Raw genomic sequence first — 19,885 nt, forward strand, 5'->3', positions numbered from 1 at the left:
TCGCCAACGCTGACAGGAAGATGAGTGATTTCATGCGCATACTTTTTCTGTATGAAAAAACATCAAACAGAGTAAAAATAAACATTCTGTTAACTGGAATGAAACATAAGTGCCTCTTACAATTAATTAACGCCGCCTTGGCGTTATCAACGTAGGGGGTCGCATCATGTGCCCTAAAAATCTCGGCCGTTTGAGCAAAATAAGCCTAGCGATCCTCTTGGCTTGCTCGCTGGCGGCATGTAGTGGGAGCGGTGGTGGCTCCAGCAACACCGCGAAAGGTAGTACAGGTCAGACAACGGGAAGTACCGCCAGCGGAACGGGTGACGGCACGACCGCAAACAACGGTAGCGGAACAGGCTCCGGCACTGGCGGCAGTGGAACCGGTGGTACAGGGACTGGCAGTGGCTCAGGTGGAACGGGTTCTGGCGGTGGAACCGGAACAGGGACTTCTACGCCTCCATTGGTCGTCGGAAGCGTATTAGGCGGCGTCGGTGGTGCGGTCAGCGGCGTGGGTTCCGAAGTGAAAGATGTGGTTAGCCAGACTCCGGTTGGCAGCATTCCTATTGCCGGTAGCGGCGTGGTCACCGTGGTTGATAGCGCAGGTAATGCGGTTACCGATATCGGTAGTGGTATTCAGAACGGTGTTGGACAATTAGGTAATAATCCTAATGCATTAGGTGTGACGGCTGCGGGTGTACCGAAAGCCGTGGCGGATGTCGGCACCGGAGTGTCCGGTTTGGGTAGTACCGTCAGCGGGGTGGGTAATAATACGCCGCTGGGTGGCGTAACGAACACCGCGGGTGGTCTGGTTGCAGGGGCCGGTGGCGCAGTAACCAGCATTGGCAATGGTTTATCGCAAGACTTGCAAACCGGTACGACCTCTAAAATTACCACGGCGGCAACGGGTCTGGTTACGCCAGTGGTTGCAGATACCCAAGGCATGACACAGAGCGTGGGTGGCGCAACGGGGCTGGGTGCGCCTGTCGGTGGTTTACTGAATAGTGTGGGTAACACTGTGTCAGCAGCGGGAACTCAAGTTGGAGCCACCTCACCAACGCTGTCTGGCGTGGGTCAAACGCTACAAAGTACCGGTCAGACCATTGCCAGTTCTGGTGGGTTGGTGACACCCACCACAACGACTAGCGGTGGACTGTTAGGAGGCGTGACCGCCGGAACGTCGGTGAGCGGTAGCGCCAATGCTAATGTATTGGCTCCGGTAACGACTCCCCTGAGTAGCCTGACTGCAGGCGCGGGCGTTACCAGCGGCACGGCAACTACCGGCGGATTACTCAGCGGCGTCACCAATACGCTAACGGGTGATGCTGGGGCAAGCACTAATACCACCACAAATGGTGGGTTATTAGGAACAACAATACTTCATAACTAACAGAACTTATTACGCTCCCCTGAAGTATTGGGGAGCGGTTCCTTTGCTCCATAATAAAGTTATGCACAAATAAGGAAATGGACGATGAAGAACAGAATTTGGCTGTTTTTTTTATTCATTGCCGTGGCAGAACATTCCTTAGCAAATACCGTCCCGATGTTAATCGATCAAAATAACCCTTCAAGACTCGCGCGTGAAATACCCAAACCTCAACCGGCCAGACCGCAGGCTCCTACGTTAAAGACGCCAGCCCCTTCTTATGCATTAACGCTAGATACACTCATAGAAGTTCGCCATTTGGATTTTATTGGCGGTACTCGCTACGATGCTAAAACATTGCTGGCGCCTTTTGCTCCTTATATTGGAAAGAAGGTACCGCTAAAGAATTTGATGGTTGCCACTCAGACTATTACCAAATTATATCAACAGGACGGATATGTATTATCCTACGCCTATTTACCGGCAGATAATTTTAATAACGGTACATTAAAAATAGGGTTGGTTGAGGGATATATTGGCAATACGCTAATTAAAAGTGATAACGCCGCAGTGGGGCGTTGGCTAACCAAATTATCCAAACGCATTATGGCTGATAAGCCTCTCACCAAAGAGGTTTTCGAGCGCTATACCATTTTAATGAGCAGAACACCGGATGCGAAAGTTACCGCCACTGCGAAAAATCCTAACAATATCTATGGTGCTACGGTTTTGGAAGTTCAGGCCGATCATCCGCGTAGTTGGAATGTCAGCACCGCGCTGGATAGTCGTAAAGGCGTATATACCGGCGTACTCAATGCCACTTTTAGCGGTTTTACCGGTTATGGCGAACAGTTGGGTATCGCGACACTATTGCCTATCAATAATAAAAACAACGATCGTTATTTGGGGCTGAACTACCAACAATATTTGGGTGATGACGGCCTGCTGATGCAGTTGAAAGGCAGTTACTATAAACAGAATCCTAAAGACTACACCGATGTTCTGACTTTACAGCCGGACAATATTACTCTGTCAGCGCGTACCGAGCAGACCCAATATAACGGCGGGGTGGTTTTCAGTTATCCGCTGTATCTAACGCAGAAGAAACAATGGACGGTTAGCGGCGGTCTGGATTATGTGGATAAAAGCTACGATCTGAAACCCCGTGCCCGATTCAATAACTTCAATAATCAATTACGGGATTTGCCGGATCAAAATCAGAGTATGCATTACCCGGCGGCAGAAGTAGCGTTGTTGGGCTACCGGGAATATACCCAGGCTTATTGGAGTACCCGTTTTAGCGTTCGGCAAGGGATCAACGGCGCGCTGGCAAGTAGTTCTACGTCTTGGGGGGATTTAGGATTTACTCGCTGGAAAGTGAATGGAGATACCGCCTATTTGTTCGCGGAGAAATGGCGTTTAAGCGCTTCGGCAGAAGGGGATTGGTCGGATAATGTGTTACCGGAAGCGGAGCAGGCAACCTTTGGCGGGCTGCGTTATGGCCGCGGTTATCCTGATAGTGAGGCCACCGGTGACTATGGCTACGGCGGGCAGGTGGAAATGCGCTATATCCATAATCGAGATGGCCAATGGCTGAAAACCATTCAGCCTTATCTGCTGGTGGATACGGCCAGAACCTTCTTCAATACGCCGCAGCTACCGGCGAAGAAACTGGCGTCTTATGCCGTGGGTGTCACTTTTGGCGATAACAAACATTATTCTTTCTCGTTGGAAGGCGCGCGTCCATTCGGCGATGTCCCAAGCGATAGTACCCGCCGTGACTGGCGCTTGAACGCCACGTTCACCTATAACTTTGCTAACTGATTTTTACGTGATGATGGTGTGAGAAATGCTTCCGCGTAGTGTCAGCGGGGGCATGGTTTTATCGATGTTTAACGCAGTTTATGTAGAATTTGATTACTGCTTCCGCGCCAAATTAGCGAGGGATCTTTGAGATCCTGCACAAATTTTCCGTCGATCAAGACATTTATCAAATCCACCACTTCGCGCTGTTCATTACTTAACTCAGCCAATTCGTAGCCGGTCCATAGCCAGATATCTTTATTATCACATTCGGCATGCACACGCTTAACCAGTGACAAAATCGCGGAGAGATTGTCTGGATGCAACGGATCGCCTCCAGACAGGGATAACCCCTGACGGCGGATGCGGGTGTCATTCAGATCTGCAATGATCTGATCTTCCATCTGTATTGTGAATGGCTTGCCGGAATTGAGTCGCCAAGTGCTTTTGTTATAGCAGCCGGGGCATTGGTGCACACAGCCGGAAACAAACAGCGTACAGCGGGTTCCGGGGCCATTAATCACATCGACAGGATAGTATTGATGGTAATTGATGATCTTTGTCCAACGTTATTTGTTTAGATTTTCAGGGCGACCTATTGGCCGCCCGAATACTCATAAATACTAACTGGATTAACCCAACTGACCATTTGCCAGATGTTTAACCCGGCGCTTCACCTCTTCCTGCTTCCCGGCGTTGAACGGACGCGCGTCTGGACTTCCCAAATAGCCACATACCCGGCGCGTCACTGAGACTTTGGAAGGCTCGTGATTACCGCATTTTGGACAGGTAAAACCTTTGCTGGTGCAGGAAAACTCACCGGTAAAACCGCATTCGTAGCATTCATCTATCGGCGTGTTGGTACCGTAATAAGGCACGCGGTGATAGCTGTAATCCCATACGTCTTCCAGCGCTTTCAGGTTGTGCTGTAGGTTTGGATATTCGCCATAGCAAATAAAACCGCCATTCGCCAAAGGTGGATAAGGGGCTTCAAAATCCAGTTTATCGTATGGATTAACCTTCTTTTCCACGTCCAGATGGAAGCTGTTGGTGTAATAACCTTTGTCAGTAACGCCGGGAACGATGCCGAATTCGGCAGTATCTAAACGGCAGAAGCGATCACACAGATTTTCGCTCGGCGTACTGTATAGGCTGAAGGCGTAGCCGGTTTCATCTTTCCAGCTATCGGTTGCAGCTTTTAGATGAGAAACGATGGCGATAGCTTTGTCACGCAGTTGCTGATCGTCAAAGACGTGGGTCTGATTGCCAAATAGCGCATTAACCGTTTCGTGAATACCTATATAGCCTAAAGAAATGGAAGCTCGCCCATTTTTAAATATTTCTGCAATATTATCATCGGCTTGTAGTCTAACGCCGCAGGCTCCTTCCATATACAGAATCGGCGCAACCCGAGCTTTAATGCCTTCCAGACGAGCAATACGCGTCATCAGGGCTTTTTTCGCCAGCAATAGACGCTCATCCAGTAACTGCCAGAAGCGAGCTTCGTCACCTCGAGATTCCAGTGCGATACGCGGCAGGTTTAAGCTGATAACGCCCAAATTGTTGCGGCCATCGTGGATTTCTTTGCCATTCTCTTCATAAACGCCGAGGAAGCTACGGCAACCCATTGGCGTCTTAAATGAACCAGTGACTTTAACTACCTGATCATAATTAAGAATATCTGGGTACATACGTTTGGTTGCGCATTCCAAAGCCAGTTGTTTAATATCGTAATTTGGATCGCCAAACTTATAGTTCAGGCCGTCGCGGATGGCGAATACCAGTTTAGGAAACACGGCGGTTTTCCGGTTTTTACCCAAGCCGGCAATGCGATTGCGCAAGATCGCCTGCTGGATCATTCGGGATTCCCAACAGGTTCCCAGACCAAAACCGAAGGTCACAAACGGCGTTTGTCCGTTGGCAGTATGCAAAGTATTCACTTCGTATTCCAGTGACTGGAAAGCGTCGTAACACTCTTTTTCGGTACGCGCCATGGCGTAGCCTTTCGCATCCGGAATTGCCCATTCTTCCGCTATACGCTGGTGTTTGTTGTAACTGGCGGTCACAAAAGGAGCCAGAATTTCATCAATCCGGTTGATGGTTGTGCCGCCATAAATATGGCTGGCAACCTGCGCGATGATTTGGGCGGTCACCGCCGTCGCGGTAGAAATTGATTTTGGTGGCTCGATTTCAGCGTTACCCATTTTAAAGCCTTGGGTCAGCATGCCGTCCAAATCGATCAACATACAGTTGAACATTGGGAAGAAAGGCGAGTAATCCAGATCGTGATAATGAATTTCGCCGCGTTCGTGGGCCAGCACCACATCTCGCGGTAAAATATGCTGTTTAGCGTAGTGTTTCGCCACAATACCGGCGAGTAGATCCCGCTGAGTCGGAATCACTTTACTGTCTTTATTGGCGTTTTCGTTGAGCAGCGCCATATTGCTTTGCTCTACTAAACCACGAATTTCCTGATTCAGGCGACCACGTAATTCTCGTGACACATCGCGATCGTGGCGGTATTCAATATAGGCGCGCGCCAGCTGTTTATAATCACCGGCCATCAGCTGATTTTCGACCGCGTTCTGAATTTCACGGATATCGACCTGCGTTTGGTTTGCCATTTTTTGAGCGACCAGGCGGGCGACGGTGGCACAATAATCCGCGTCTACCACGCCGACAGCCAGAGCTGCACGCTCCACGGCTTCTTTAATGCGCACCTCGTCAAAAGGTACCTGACAACCGTCCCGCTTAATCACTACTGGTTTCACGATGTGACTCCTGTTTCCCGTTATGCAGGGTTATCCACAAGGCAATCCCACAGCTGGAAAGGGCTGCGGAGGCGTGTGGATGACACTGTGGATAACTACTATATATAGGTGTTTTGCTTTTGATTGACACTATATATGGGTTTGATCAGAAGTGACAGCCAACTTATTTGACTTAGGACAAGGAAATATTCTTTAGGTTTATTCCCTGTACAGTCGGTCACAAATTTGAAATTTTTAGTGGATTTTTTGTCGAATTGCGAAAATGTTCCAGCAGAAAATCGACCCAAACCCGCACACGGGGAGGCAGGTTTGCCGAAGCATAATACAGCCATAGCGGAGCGGAGGCTGGCCAGTGTTTTTCCAATACCGGCTGTAAACGACCCGTAGAGAAATGGGCGACAGCGTGCCACTTTGCCAGATAAGCGATACCCATATTCGCCAGAGTGGCATCCAGCAGCATGGCGGGCTGAGAAACGATCAAACGTCCGGCGGGTTCAACGGATTTGACGCGGTGGTCTTGTTGTAATTGCCATTTTACTACGCGGCCGGTTGCTGGATTGCGATGCAACAGCGCCTGATGTTGATATAAATCTTCTATGGTTTGCGGCGTTCCATTCTTGGCAAGATAATCGGGAGAGGCGGCCAGCACCATTTGTATCGGAGAGAACTCGCGGGCAATCAAGCGGCTATCGGGATCGTTACGGCTACCAATGGCCACATCAAATCCTTCCCCCACCAGATTAACCACTTTGGCATCCAGCGAAATATCTAAATCGATTTGCGGATAACGGGCTAAAAATGTCGGAATCAGCGGCATAAGAAGCTGGTGGGCAAATCCGGGGATCACGCTAATACGCACGGTGCCGCTGGGCTGCTGTTCCTGCCTTTGGACTCTTTCCAGCGCAGTAGATAACGCTTGCCACAGCGGCGCTACGCGGGCGAGCAGCGCTTCGCCTTCATCGGTTAGTACTACGTTATGGGTATTGCGTTGAAATAGCCTCACGCCAAGTTTCGCTTCCAGTACGCGAACGTTTTTACTGATAGCCGCAGGCGTGACCCCGAGCTGGCGGGCCGCGGCGGAGAAATTATCGCTTTGAGCGGCGCTGAGAAAGGCGGGGAGTAAACGATGGACATCCGAAGGCAGCGACATAATGGTTGATACCTTTAGTTTAAATTGATGTTACCGATTACAGACTACACCAACATGAGGAGAAATGAAAAAATGACGTTATAACACCACAGGAGAAATCATTATGTCTCGTATTTTAGTATTAGCGGCACACCGTAATCCGGATGAGTCTCGTATCAACCGTCAGTTGATTGACGCTTTGCGTCCGTTGCCGAATGTCACCGTTCACGAACTGATTCGTGCTTATCCAGATTTTAAGATTGATGTAGCTCGTGAGCAGGAGTTATTGGATGCGCACGATGTTGTGGTGATGATGTTTCCATTTTACTGGTATAGCTCACCGGCGATTTTAAGTGAGTGGCAGGATGCGGTATTAACTGATGGTTTCGCTCATGGCCGTGAGGGCACACGGCTACATGGTAAACCGCTGAAATTGGTGGTTTCGACCGGTAGTCGGGCTCAGGATTATAGCGCTGATGGATACAATCGCTATCCGATTGAAAACCTATTGTTACCTTTCCACGCCACGGCCAATCTGACCGGTATGGATTTCTTACCGCCGTTTTTGATTCAGGGCACGAGCAATATAAGCGATGAAGCGTTGGTGATGAAAATCGAAGAAGCGGTGAAGGTAATAAAGGGGATTGAGTAGGGCTGGCAGTCGCCGAACCTTGCAACCGTGCTTGGCGCGAAAGTGGGATTCGGCGAATCAGCGAGAGATTCGTTTGCGGGCGTTATCAGGATGGCCCAGCAGCGCAAAGTGCGCTTTGAACAGCTGACGGCTATTCACTCTTGGCCTCATCCCTGCTCGGCTCACTCCCTGATTGCGCCTTTTCTGAATCACAATTCGCCTTTTGCCTTAGATACAGATTTTGGCGTTAATCTTGACCTTTAAGAGCACATCTTGGTCGGCGTGATGAACGAGGTGTCCTGCGAAGCAGACAGGCGATTTTGTGCAGAGGTGAAGCCCTTACCAAACGAATATCAACCGAAACCCGATCCGATTTCAGATTTGAACTGATTTTGACTTTAAAGAACACATTTGAGTGACCGACGTTTGAAATTGGATCAGGTTTCAATTCAGAGAGTAACCAATAACACCTCAACCAACTGAATGCTCCGCCAGTTCCAAATCTCGGCGTGAATATTCTCGTACAATGTGACCTTTTTCCATCAGTGCAGCTCGTTCGGACATATGCGCTACTACGTCGTTATCGTGGCTCACTAATAGGTAAGTCATGCCGTATTCCCGTTTTAGCTTATTGAGCAGATTTAAAATCTCCGCCTGTACCGACATATCTAACGCGGAAGTGGGTTCATCCAATAGCAACAATTTAGGCCGTAACAGCAATGCGCGTGCGATGGCGATTCTCTGGCGTTGGCCGCCGGAGAACTGATGCGGGTAGCGATGTGCCGCAGAGGCGGGCAATCCCACTTGCTCCAGCGCTTCGCCGATGCGCTGCTGAATGTTCTTCTCGCCGTGAACTTTTAGCGGCTCCCCTAAAATACGTTGGATACTGTGCTGCGGATGCAGCGACGCGTAGGGGTCCTGAAACACCATCTGTACCTCTTTACGTAACTGACCGGTAAAACGCTGGTTGGGGCGTATCGGCTGACCAAGCAAAGAAATCTCGCCCTGCCATTCGCGCTGTAAACCCGCCAATGTGCGCAAAACCGTGGATTTTCCACAGCCGGATGCACCGATCAGGCTGAAAGTCTCACCGGCTTCAACCTGAAAACTGACGGATTCTACGGCTGTTTTTACCTGATTCCCCTGCGGGAAACGGACCCGTAGCTGGCTCACTTCAATCAGTGTCATTCTGACCTCCGAACATATCCACTTGACGATCCAACACCGGTAAATCAGTACCGAAAGTATGGGCATTCGGGCGACAGGCCCACAGCGTATGAGTATAGGGATGAGTGGAATGAGGCAAATCTGCCGCCAGACCTTGATCGACCAGCTTGCCCTGATACATCACCAACACCCGATCGCAATGCTCTGTGACCAAAGGTAAATCATGGCTGATTAACAGCAGGCTCATGTCGCGCTGCTCGGTTTGCTCGACGATAAGATCCAGAATCTGGTTGCGTAGTTTTGCATCTAGCGCAGAGGTCGGCTCGTCGGCAATCAAAATTCGTGGATTATTCACTAAAGCGATGGCAAGCATTGCCCGTTGCCCCATCCCACCGGAAAGCTGAGCAGGATAATTATGATAGTGGTCTTCGGTTAACCCCACCGATGCCAACGCATTCAGTACACGCTCATGGGAGTCAGCGCGGGTCAGGTTGTTATGTAACAGCAAGGATTCTTCAACCTGTTTGCCAATGGTTTGCACTGGATTTAATGCGTAACGCGGGTCCTGCAATACCATCGCAATATCATTCCCGCGTAGTTTGCTCCATTGACGTGGTTTTAACGTCAGCAAATTCTGTTGGATTGGATTCTGCACATCCTCTGGATTTTCAGTGTAATAACACAACCGATCGGCGCTTACTTTGCCCGGTTGGCGCACTAATCCCATCAGAGAACGTGCGGTAATCGATTTACCGGAGCCGGATTCCCCTACCAGTGCCACGCGCTCGCGGCCAAGCTGGAAGGAGACTTTATCCACGGCTCGCTGCTGGTGGAAATCAATGCTGAGGTTTTCCACCTCCAAACGCAGTTCAGTCATGATGAGGGTCCAGTAAGTCTCGTAGGCCATCGCCTAACAGGTTGAAAGCCATGCTGCTGAGCAAAATAGCGCAGCCCGGAATGGCGGCAATCCACCATTGGTCGAATATCACCTGCATACCTTCGGCTACCATCGAACCCCATTCAGCCATCGGAGGACGAGCACCCAGACCCAGGAAACCCAAACCTGCGGCCGCGAGGATAATTCCGGCCAAATCCAGCGCCAGTCGAACCACCGCTGAGGGCAGGCACATAGGTAAAATGTGTCCCCAAAGCAGACGTATGCCCTTGATACCCATCATTTCCGCTGCTGCCAGATAGTCACTTTTACGCAGTAGCTGAATCTCTGCCCGTGCCTGACGAGCGTAAGCCGGCCAAGTCGTCAGAGCCAGCGCCAATGCGCCATTCAGCAAACCGGGGCCGAGCATGGCGACAAAGGCGAAGGCCAAAATCAGACGTGGCATCGACATCACGACGTCAGTGATGCGCATTAAAACCTTCTCCAACCAGCCGCCGTAATAACCCGACAGCACGCCAACTAACAATCCCAGCGGCAAAGTGATTACCGTGACTAAAAGCACTAAGCCCAGCGTTGGGCGCGTACCATAAATCACGCGCGACAGCATATCGCGACCGTAGCTGTCAGTACCTAACCAGTGGCCCGGCTCCGGTGGTAGCAACCGATCGGCGGCGTTTTGCCAATTAGGGTTCTGCGGTGCAAGCCAGGGAGCAAAAATGGCAATCAGCAGCAACAGGGAGAGAATAAACAGACCGATGCTGGCGGAAGGCGAGCTTTTCAGCGCATGAAAAAATTTCATTATCGACATATCAGCGCGCTCTCGGATCTAACAACTGAACCAGCAGGTCCGTTAGATTATTAATCAGAATAAAGCACATCCCCAGTAGCAGCGTGCCGCCCATAATCGCAGTGGTATCTCCGGCAAATAGCGCACTGGTGAGATAGCGGCCAATGCCCGGCCAGGCAAAGACCGTTTCTGTCAGTACTGCGCCTTCCAGCATGCTGGTGTACGCCAGTGCGATGACGGTAAGCAGTGTGCCGCGAATATTCGGTAAGACGTGCATCAGCAGGATACGCATTTCGCCAGCGCCTTTGGCTCGCGCAAGGGTGACGTATTCTTTATTCAGCTCACTCAGGCAGGCGGAGCGTGTCAGGCGGGTAATACTGGCCAACGCATAGTAAGACAACAACGCCACCGGCAGAATCAAATGGGCTGCGGCATTAGCGAAAGCGCCGTTGTCGCCGGAACGCCAGGTATCAATCAGTGCGAAGCCGGTTTTGGCTTCCACAGTGTATTGGTAAATATCATCCAGACGACCGGGGCCGGGGCTCCACTGTAGCTTGGCGTAAAACAGCAATAGCATCAGCAACCCTAGCCAAAAGATCGGCACGGAGTTACCCAGCAGGGTGAGGAAACGAATGAGGGCATCGACTTTGCTACCGGCCCAGCGCGCGCAGATTAATCCCAGCAATACGCCGAGAGACGCCCCGATAATCAGTGATAATGTCGCTAATTCCAGCGTAGCGGGGAATGCGGTCAGCAAATCCTGCAATACCGGTTGTCCGCTGGAACTGGCAATGCCCAAATCGCCATGAGCCAGTTGGACCAGATAATGCCAAAACTGCACCGGCAGTGGTTGATCCAAACCCAGCTGCTGCCTGACCTGTTGATAAGTCGCCTGACTGGCATGATCGCCGACGATTTGTAGCACGCGATCTACCGGCGACAGCGCTGACAACAGAAAAGTTATCAGCAACAGGCCGAATAGGGTTAGGGCGAGGGTGAGAATCCCTTTGAACAGTCCCCAAAAACGACGCCGGGGCAAGGTTCCCGGCGTATTATTTAAAGCTACGGACATGTGGCTATCTGCTCGCTTGTATTAAAGTTATCCCAAACGGGTACGCGGGTACCTATTTGCTGACCAGGTCGTAATAAACCATATCGGCATTCAACCCTTGTTGATAGCCCTTCACATTATCCCGTAACACAATTTGCGTTTTGGCCTGATCGATAAAGATATAAGGCGAGTTTTGCAGAATTTCCTGCTGTAGCTTGGTATAAAGCTGAGTGCGTTTGGCGGGGTCGGCTTCGGCAACGGCAGCAAGCGTTTGTTTATTCAACTCAGGAATTACCCAACCGTTTAAACCGGCGACGGTGCTGCTTTTGCCATCGTTATAGGCAAAAGCGCTAGCGTTGGAATGAGCGTCAAAATAGTCTGGAATCCACAGGCGAATCGCAGACTGATGCTGTTTGGCGCGAACCCGCCCATAAACCTGACTACCGGCGGCTGGCAGCAGTACTAACTTAACGCCGCCCTGAGCGAAGCTGGCCTGTAAAGATTGGGCGATGGTGATAAACGGCGGTTTATTTTCCACATCCAGCGTCAGAGTCGCGTTTTTAATACCGGCTTTCTGTAGTAAGGCTTTGGCTTTGGCTGGATCGAAACTAAACGGCGTTTCTTCCAGCGCACCCGGCAAACCGACTGGCAGGAAGCTTTGATGCACGAAATACTGGCCCTTCAGCAAATCTTTGGTGATGCCTTGGTAATCCACCAGATAGCGAGCTGCTTGCCAGAATTCTGGCTTACTTAACATTGGGTTGGCTGGATTAGCGGTGTTAAAGACTAGATAGTTTTGTTCGGCAGACGGAATTTCGACCACTTTAACGCCAGCCTGAGTTTTCAGCGCGGCAGTCTGATCCGGCCCCAATTCCCGAGCGATATCGGCATCGCCCTGTTGAATCAGGAGGCGGCGAGCGCTTGGATCGGGAACGTTCTTGATAATGATGTTTTTGATCAGCGGCTTATTGCCTGGCGAAGTTGGGTTGGCGTCTAACACAATGGCCTGATGAGGTTGGTATACCCGCATTTTGAACGGGCCGCTGCCGGCAGAATGCATTTTCAGCCAGGCGTTACCGAAATCACCGTCTTTTTCATGGGGAGCCACCGCCGCTTTATCCACGATAGAGGCAATAGGCGTGGACAGAATATTCAGCGCTACCGCTGGGCTAACATCGGCGCTCCAGCTCAGTTGTACGGTATGGTTATCAATCTTTTTCAGATGATTACCGATAGTGTCCGGTTCCCAGCCGAGAACGTTCAGGATAAAGGCCGGTGAACGGTTCATTTTTACCGCGCGAGTAAAGGAATAAATGACGTCGTCGGCACGCACTGGATTACCGGAAGCAAAAGTTGCGGCGGGGCGCAGTTTTACCGTCAGGGTTTTATTGGCGGCGTCACCTTGCCAGCTTTCCGCCAAAACTGGGGTCACTTTGGCCGGGTTTTCCCGATCGGCCTGCATCAGGCGCTGATACAAACTAGGGACGGTCTGAATGCTGGATAATTCGTTACTTTCTGCGGGGTCGAGGCTGACGATATCATCCAGTGACTGGACCACCACCAAGGTATCAGGCGGTGTCGCTGCCTGAACGCTGGCAGACAACGTTGCCGCAACCAGCAACGACAGAATTCTTGCTTTCATTAAAACACTCCCCGAATAGACAGATGGCATCAGCCAGGCAGAACGATGAGATAAATATATTATTTTTAAATTATTTAATCGCAGCATCGCACGATAGAGACTTTGCTGTCTGTGGGCAAAGTCTTAAGGGTTATTTCATATAACTATCTAAACTATAGACGGAGTTTCGGATCTATAAGCCAAAGTATTTATCACCAGTGGACGTTAAATAACCCTGAAATCTTGATGTGTGTTAGATTTTAGGTATCGCAATTTGATTATAATGAAACATTATTTCACTATAGTGCGAGTATCTAAAAAATGATTACCGGGAATATCCATCATCTCGATTTGCTCCCTTATTTGCCCCAACCGCTGCGTACTGCCATTGAATATGTAAAGCAGCATATCAACGCAGAAACGCCGCTGGGTAAGCATGATATCGATGGCAACAACCTGTTTGTGCTGGTTTCCAATGATTGTACCGATTGGCAGGAAAATCGTCGGGCGGAATATCACGATAAGTATCTGGATATACAGATTGTTCTGGCGGGTCTGGAGGGTATGGCTTTTAGCAACCTCCCTGCGGGAGAAACCGAAACCGATTGGCTGGCCGATAAAGATATTGCTTTTTTACCGGTAGGAATAAGTGCGCAGCAAAATGAAAAAATGATCCTGATGCGGCTCGGTGATTTTATTGTGTTCTATCCGGGAGAAGTACATAAGCCGTTGTGCGCAGTGGGGGAAAAGGCGCAGGTAAGAAAGGCGGTGGTGAAGATGAACGCGAGTTTGTTGCTTTAGTCTGGCTGGGTGTTTGATAGGGGGCAGTTTATTTCAGTGGTGGATTGAGCCGTAGCCACTTCAATCCCATTAAAGCACCTTATGCGCGGGTTTTAACAATCCGCCGTCCCTGGCGGATGATGCTGACTAGCGTAAATAATTAGTCAGCGGAGAGCGTTGCTACCATCACGGCTTTAATCGTATGTAACCGGTTTTCCGCCTGATCAAACACAATACTGTGTGCAGATTCGAACACTTCTTCGGTCACTTCCATACCACCTGGCATATTGTATTGCTCGGCTAATTGCTTGCCCAATGTGGTTTGGTCATCATGGAAAGCAGGCAGGCAGTGCAGGAATTTGACCTGCGGATTGTCGGTCAGCTTCACCACGTTCATATTAACCTGATAAGGTTTGAGCAGCGCAACTCGCTCGTTCCATACCGCTTTTGGCTCGCCCATAGACACCCATACATCGGTATAGAGAAAATCAGCTCCTTTCACACCTTCGGCAATATCTTCCGTCAGAGTGATTTTACCGCCGGTTTTCTGCGCCTGCGCCTGACAGGCCGCGACCAGTTTCGCATCCGGCCAGCAGGCTTTCGGTGCGACCAGCCGTAAATCCATTCCAACCAATGCCGCGGCTTCTAACATAGAGTTGCCCATATTGTTACGAGCATCCCCCAAATAGGCGAAAGTCATTTCTTGCAGACTCTTTTCTGGCAAATGTTCTTGCATAGTCAGTAAATCAGCGAGCAATTGAGTCGGATGGAACTCGTCGGTTAAGCCATTCCATACCGGGACGCCGGCAAATTCAGCGAGTGTTTCCACTACCCGCTGCCCGAAACCACGATACTGAATACCGTCATACATACGGCCTAACACTCGAGCTGTATCTTTAATTGATTCTTTATGCCCAATCTGGCTGCCGCCAGGCCCGAGGTAAGTGACGCGAGCACCTTGGTCATATGCGGCAACTTCGAAAGAGCATCGGGTACGAGTTGAGTCTTTTTCGAAGATGAGCGCGATATTCTTACCTGCCAGTTTTTGTTTCTCTGTGCCTGATTTTTTAGCCTTTTTCAATTCTGCGGCCAAATCAAGCAGTGCGGTAATCTCTGCGGGGGTAAAATCCAGTAACCTCAAAAAGTGACGTTTGTAGAACTGACTCATAGCGCTCATCTCCATGCATTCCGAATAGTCTAATTGAATTTAAATTCAACTTATACGTATAAATATTCAATTGCAACTACAAAAGATAAATCTTTCTCGTTTATAGTGGAGGCATTGGCGGCGGTGTGGGAAAATAGAGCTATATAACGCCCATTGACTGAGGATAAAGGCATGGCAAACCGCGAAAAACTGGATGAGCAACGTGACGAGACCCGCCTGATCATCGAAGAATTACTGGAAGATGGCAGCGATCCTGACGCGCTGTACACCATTGAACACCATCTTTCTTCTGAAAAGTTTGAAGTGCTGGAGAAAGCGGCGGTTGAAGCTTTCAAACTGGGTTATGAAGTGACTGATGCAGAAGAGCTGGAAGTTGAAGATGGCTCCGTTGTGATGTGCTGTGATGTGATCAGTGAAGTGGCTTTAAACGCCGAACTGATTGATTCTCAGGTGGAACAGTTGGTTGCATTGGCCGAAAGCTGTGGCGTGAACTACGACGGTTGGGGAACTTATTATGAAGATCCGAACGGTGAAGATGACGAAGACGGCGAGTACGATGACGAAGAACTGATTGATGAAGATGACGACGGTAAACGTCATTAATCTGCCGTGTTGAGTTTTATTTAATAAGCCCGCGCTGATGATTACGCGGGTTTTTTTATTCTATTGATAAGTGACTTAATAACATTAAATGGAAAGACTACAACACTTTCAACATAGTCACTTCGCAATCCACATGACCAGTCGCACCCATTGGCCCGTCGATGTGTTCGAAGCCTAATTTTTCATATAAGGCGACGGCGCTGGTCAGGCTGGCGGTTGTTTCCAGATAACAGCGGCTAAAATCATGCTGACGAGCAAATTCCAGCGCCTGTAATGCCAGTTGTTTCGCCAGACCTTTCCCACGCAGAACTGGCAAGAAATACATTTTCTGCAATTCGCAGACGTCGGCTTCGCCACATGACAAAGGCGCTACGCCACCGCCACCGGCAATACAACCATCGACCTCAATAACCCAATAAGCGCTACGTGGCTGGCTATAAAGCTCATGCAAATGCTCCAGATTTGGATCGGAGACGGTATAACCTTTATCCGCCGTCAGTCCGAATTCGGCAGAAACATCGCGGATAACGTTGGCAATGGCAAGGTTGTCTTCTGCCACGATAGGACGAACCAGAAGGCGCAAGGGAGTTGCTGTGGTCATGGCATGGTTACTCAGCAAAAATAGGTGGAAAGGCGTGCTCTGAGGACAGGTGCCCAGCAGTGTGTACTGACCAGCGAGTCTGTAGTGCTCTGTAATACCATCGAATACCGCAGTAATGCAACTATGCCCTTCGTACTTGGCGCTGCAGGGGTGTTGGCTGCGTTCCCTCACCCGAATCACTTACTGATGTAAGCTCACCGGGATTCGTTCGCTGGCCGCCTACCTGCAACCCCAATCACTCGGGTATAGACGTTATATATCTTGGGCTGCAGGGGTGTTGGCTGCGTTCCCTCACCCGAATCACTTACTGATGTAAGCTCACCGGGATTCGTTCACTGGCCGCCTACCTGCAACCCCAATCACTCGGGTATAGACGTTATATATCTTGGGCTGCTGGGGTGTTGGCTGCGTTCCCTCACCCGAATCACTTACTGATGTAAGCTCACCGGGATTCGTTCACTGGCCGCCTACCTGCAACCCAATCACTCGGGTATAGAGATTTATAACGAATGGCATAGAAGTATGCGCTGCTTTCACTATAAAACTAAAGCCGCAGGGATGAGCTGCGGCTTCAGATTTTTGGGATATAAATATCCCATAGTTCAAGCTGGGTGAAGCTCTGACTAATTTACAGCGCCGCGATAGTGGCTTGCTGCTCAATCAGTTTCACTTTCGCTTCGGCACAGGCAGCCAGTCTCTCACGCTCTTTAGCAACAACGGCTTCTGGCGCACGAGCCACAAAACCTTCGTTACCCAGTTTGCTTTCGATACGCTCGATTTCAACATCAAGCTTGGCCACTTCTTTTGCCAGACGGTCCAGTTCGGTGGCTTTGTCGATCAGGCCAGCCATTGGAATCAGCACTTCTGCGCCTTCAACCAGCTTAGTCACGGACAATGGCCCTTTATCCCCTTCAGGTAACAGGGTGATAGAGGAAAGACGCGCCAACGACTGGATAAAGCTCTGGTTTTCCAGCACTCGACGCTGAGCTTCAGCGCTGGCGCCGCGTAGCAACACTTCCAATGGTTTACCCGGAGAAATGTTCATTTCTGCACGAATATTACGCACCGCAATAATGGTCTGTTTGATCCATTCCAAATCGCTCAGAGCTTTTTCATCAACCTGGCTGGCGTCATATTCTGGGAAAGGCTGCAGCATAATAGTGTCTGCGGTAATACCCTTCAGCGTTTTCACGCGCTGCCAGATGGTTTCTGTGATGTAAGGAATGATTGGATGCGCCAGACGCAGCAGAGCTTCCAGCACATTAATGAGCGTGTTACGTGTGCCGCGCAGCTCCGCCTCAGAGCCGTTGCTCATTACCGGCTTGGTCAGTTCCAGATACCAGTCGCAGAATTGGTTCCAAGTGAATTCATACAGAATACCTGCAGCCAAATCGAAACGATAAGTATCCATCGCTTCACGGTAGGCTTTCACCGTCTGATTGAATTCAGCCAGAATCCAGCGGTCAGCCAGTGACAGCACCATTTCACCGCCGTTTTGGCCGCAATCCTGATCTTCGGTGTTCATCAACACGAAGCGGCTAGCGTTCCATAGCTTGTTACAGAAGTTACGATAGCCTTCCAGACGTTTCATATCCCAGTTAATATCGCGGCCGGTTGAGGCCAGCGCCGCTAGGGTGAAACGCAGGGCGTCGGTACCGTGCGGCTCAATGCCGTTCGGGAATTGTTTTTCGGTGCGCTTGCGAATTTTTTCAGCCAACTGCGGCTGCATCATATTACCGGTGCGTTTTTCCAGTAATTCTTCCAGCGAGATACCGTCAACCATATCCAATGGATCGATAACGTTACCTTTGGACTTGGACATTTTCTGCCCTTCGTCATCGCGGATCAAACCTGTCATGTAGACGGTTTTGAACGGTACCTGTGGCTTGCCGTTTTCATCTTTCATAAAGTGCATGGTCAGCATGATCATGCGGGCAATCCAGAAGAAAATAATGTCGAAGCCACTAACGATAACGCTGGTCGGATGGAAGGTTTTCAGCGCATCGGTCTGCTCTGGCCAACCCAGAGTAGAGAAGGTCCACAGACCGGAGGAGAACCAGGTATCCAGTACGTCTTCGTCCTGACGCAGAGCAACATCTGCCCCCAGATTATTCTCGCGCCGTACTTCCTCTTCATCCCGACCTACGTACACTTTGCCAGCGTCGTCGTACCAAGCTGGAATGCGGTGACCCCACCACAGCTGACGGGAAATACACCAGTCCTGAATGTCACGCATCCAAGAGTAGTACATGTTTTCATACTGTTTAGGTACGAACTGGATATCGCCGTTTTCAACCGCTTCAATTGCGACTTTCGCCAGCGGAGCAGTACGGACATACCATTGGTCAGTCAGCATTGGCTCGATAACCACGCCGCCACGGTCGCCGTAAGGAACGGTCAGATCGTGAGGTTTGATTTCTTCCAGCAGGCCCAATTTGTCGAATTCGGCAACGACGGCTTTACGAGCGGCAAAGCGCTCCATGCCTTGGAACTGTTCTGGAATCGCACCGCTGTATACGTCGCTGGCTTCACCGTTGGTGTCGAATACTTCGGCTTCGCTACGGATATCACCGTCGAAAGTCAGAATATTGATCATCGGCAGGGCGTGACGTTTACCGACTTCATAGTCGTTAAAGTCATGAGCTGGGGTGATTTTCACACAGCCGGTGCCTTTTTCCATATCGGCGTGTTCATCGCCGAGGATCGGAATGCGACGGCCTACCAGCGGCAGGATCACTTCTTTACCGATCAGATCTTTGTAGCGTGGATCTTCTGGGTTAACGGCGATGCCGGTATCACCAAACATAGTTTCCGGACGGGTCGTAGCAACAACGAGGTAATCTTTGCCTTCTGCGGTTTTCGCGCCGTCGGCCAGCGGGTAGCGCAGGTGCCACATGGAACCTTTGGATTCGCGGTTTTCTACTTCCAGATCGGAGATCGCGGTGCGCAGCTTGGGATCCCAGTTCACTAGGCGTTTGCCACGGTAGATCAGATCTTCTTTGTGCAGACGGACAAACACTTCTTTGACCGCGTTGGACAGGCCATCGTCCATGGTGAAGCGCTCGCGCTCCCAATCCACGGAGTTACCCAAACGGCGCATCTGACGAGTGATGGTGCCGCCTGATTCGCCTTTCCACTGCCAGATTTTGTCAATGAAGGCGTCGCGACCGTAATCGTGGCGAGTTTTACCTTCTTCAGCGGCAATTTTGCGTTCTACGACCATCTGGGTCGCGATACCTGCGTGGTCAGTACCGGCCTGCCACAGGGTGTTTTTCCCCTGCATGCGCTGGTAGCGGATCAGCGTATCCATAATGGTTTGCTGGAAAGCATGACCCATATGCAGGCTGCCGGTTACGTTCGGCGGCGGGATCATGATGCAGTAGCTTTCTTTGCTGGTATCGCCGTTCGGCTTAAAGTAACCCTGCTTTTCCCAGTGTTCGTAGAGCGGTTGCTCAATCTCGTGCGGACTGTACGTCTTGTCGAGGGAGTTGTTTGTTTTTTCCATTTTATTT

General features: G+C 50.3%; 16 protein-coding genes. 5 read left to right on the forward strand and 11 right to left on the reverse strand.

Annotated elements, in window-relative coordinates; translation table 11 throughout:
* Nucleotides 1-166 precede the first annotated feature (166 nt).
* Both AD970_RS12590 and AD970_RS12595 read left to right on the forward strand, forming a co-directional pair.
* Complete coding sequence (locus AD970_RS12590; RefSeq protein ID WP_072080643.1) at nt 167-1,387, forward strand: collagen-like triple helix repeat-containing protein; 1,221 nt, start codon at nt 167-169, stop codon at nt 1,385-1,387.
* A gap of 84 nt (nt 1,388-1,471) precedes the next feature.
* Nucleotides 1,472-3,190 carry a ShlB/FhaC/HecB family hemolysin secretion/activation protein gene (locus AD970_RS12595; protein ID WP_049599506.1) on the forward strand — a complete coding sequence of 573 codons (1,719 nt, stop codon included), beginning with the start codon at nt 1,472-1,474 and terminating at the stop codon, nt 3,188-3,190.
* A 68-nt stretch (nt 3,191-3,258) separates the two neighbouring features.
* Here the strand turns inward: AD970_RS12595 and nrdG are convergent, their stop codons facing one another.
* From nrdG to AD970_RS12610, 3 genes are all read right to left on the reverse strand, one after another.
* Nucleotides 3,259-3,723: an anaerobic ribonucleoside-triphosphate reductase-activating protein gene (gene nrdG / locus AD970_RS12600; RefSeq protein ID WP_049599509.1), complete on the reverse strand. Its 465-nt coding sequence runs from the start codon at nt 3,721-3,723 to the stop codon at nt 3,259-3,261.
* 78 nt (nt 3,724-3,801) lie between these two features.
* Nucleotides 3,802-5,940: an anaerobic ribonucleoside-triphosphate reductase gene (nrdD, locus tag AD970_RS12605; protein ID WP_049599511.1), complete on the reverse strand. Its 2,139-nt coding sequence runs from the start codon at nt 5,938-5,940 to the stop codon at nt 3,802-3,804.
* 217 nt (nt 5,941-6,157) lie between these two features.
* Nucleotides 6,158-7,090, reverse strand: coding sequence for a LysR family transcriptional regulator (locus AD970_RS12610; RefSeq protein WP_049599513.1), 933 nt, complete (start codon nt 7,088-7,090; stop codon nt 6,158-6,160).
* 103 nt (nt 7,091-7,193) lie between these two features.
* Here AD970_RS12610 and AD970_RS12615 point away from each other — a divergent pair, with 103 nt between their 5' ends.
* Entirely contained in the window at nt 7,194-7,721 is a 528-nt protein-coding gene (locus tag AD970_RS12615) for an NAD(P)H-dependent oxidoreductase (protein WP_049599516.1), read from the forward strand.
* A gap of 450 nt (nt 7,722-8,171) precedes the next feature.
* On the opposite strand, the gene AD970_RS12620 is transcribed toward AD970_RS12615, so the two are convergent.
* From AD970_RS12620 to AD970_RS12640, 5 genes are read right to left on the reverse strand one after another with little or no spacing between them, the layout of a single operon-like run.
* The gene (locus AD970_RS12620) at nt 8,172-8,888 is read right to left on the reverse strand and encodes an ABC transporter ATP-binding protein (protein ID WP_049599519.1); all 717 of its coding nucleotides are present in this window, start codon (nt 8,886-8,888) and stop codon (nt 8,172-8,174) included.
* Nucleotides 8,875-9,744, reverse strand: coding sequence for an ABC transporter ATP-binding protein (locus AD970_RS12625; RefSeq protein WP_049599522.1), 870 nt, complete (start codon nt 9,742-9,744; stop codon nt 8,875-8,877). The genes AD970_RS12620 and AD970_RS12625 overlap by 14 nt, the downstream gene beginning before the upstream one ends.
* Nucleotides 9,737-10,570: an ABC transporter permease gene (locus tag AD970_RS12630; RefSeq protein ID WP_049599524.1), complete on the reverse strand. Its 834-nt coding sequence runs from the start codon at nt 10,568-10,570 to the stop codon at nt 9,737-9,739. Before AD970_RS12630 ends, AD970_RS12625 begins: the two co-directional genes overlap by 8 nt.
* Before the next feature lies 1 nt (nt 10,571).
* A complete protein-coding gene (locus tag AD970_RS12635; RefSeq protein WP_049599527.1) occupies nt 10,572-11,621 on the reverse strand; it encodes an ABC transporter permease in 1,050 nt (349 codons plus the stop codon).
* A 52-nt stretch (nt 11,622-11,673) separates the two neighbouring features.
* The gene (locus AD970_RS12640) at nt 11,674-13,242 is read right to left on the reverse strand and encodes an ABC transporter substrate-binding protein (RefSeq protein ID WP_049599530.1); all 1,569 of its coding nucleotides are present in this window, start codon (nt 13,240-13,242) and stop codon (nt 11,674-11,676) included.
* Between the two features lie 300 nt (nt 13,243-13,542).
* Here AD970_RS12640 and AD970_RS12645 point away from each other — a divergent pair, with 300 nt between their 5' ends.
* Nucleotides 13,543-14,022, forward strand: coding sequence for a YhcH/YjgK/YiaL family protein (locus AD970_RS12645; RefSeq protein ID WP_049599531.1), 480 nt, complete (start codon nt 13,543-13,545; stop codon nt 14,020-14,022).
* A 139-nt stretch (nt 14,023-14,161) separates the two neighbouring features.
* Here the strand turns inward: AD970_RS12645 and argF are convergent, their stop codons facing one another.
* Complete coding sequence (gene argF, locus AD970_RS12650) at nt 14,162-15,169, reverse strand: ornithine carbamoyltransferase (RefSeq protein ID WP_049599534.1); 1,008 nt, start codon at nt 15,167-15,169, stop codon at nt 14,162-14,164.
* A gap of 171 nt (nt 15,170-15,340) precedes the next feature.
* On the opposite strand from argF, the gene rraB reads away from it, so the two are divergent.
* Nucleotides 15,341-15,772, forward strand: a complete 432-nt coding sequence (gene rraB, locus AD970_RS12655) for a ribonuclease E inhibitor RraB (protein ID WP_049599537.1) — start codon at nt 15,341-15,343, stop codon at nt 15,770-15,772.
* A gap of 97 nt (nt 15,773-15,869) precedes the next feature.
* Here rraB and AD970_RS12660 read toward each other — a convergent pair whose 3' ends face one another.
* Nucleotides 15,870-16,373 (reverse strand): GNAT family N-acetyltransferase, encoded by a 504-nt coding sequence (locus AD970_RS12660; RefSeq protein WP_049599540.1) that lies wholly within the window; start codon nt 16,371-16,373, stop codon nt 15,870-15,872.
* Nucleotides 16,374-17,001: 628 nt separating this feature from the next.
* Nucleotides 17,002-19,878, reverse strand: a complete 2,877-nt coding sequence (locus tag AD970_RS12665; protein WP_049599543.1) for a valine--tRNA ligase — start codon at nt 19,876-19,878, stop codon at nt 17,002-17,004.
* Between the last annotated feature and the right edge of the window lie 7 nt (nt 19,879-19,885).

It is taken from the genome of Yersinia nurmii, assembly GCF_001112925.1.
GTDB lineage: Bacteria > Pseudomonadota > Gammaproteobacteria > Enterobacterales > Enterobacteriaceae > Yersinia > Yersinia nurmii.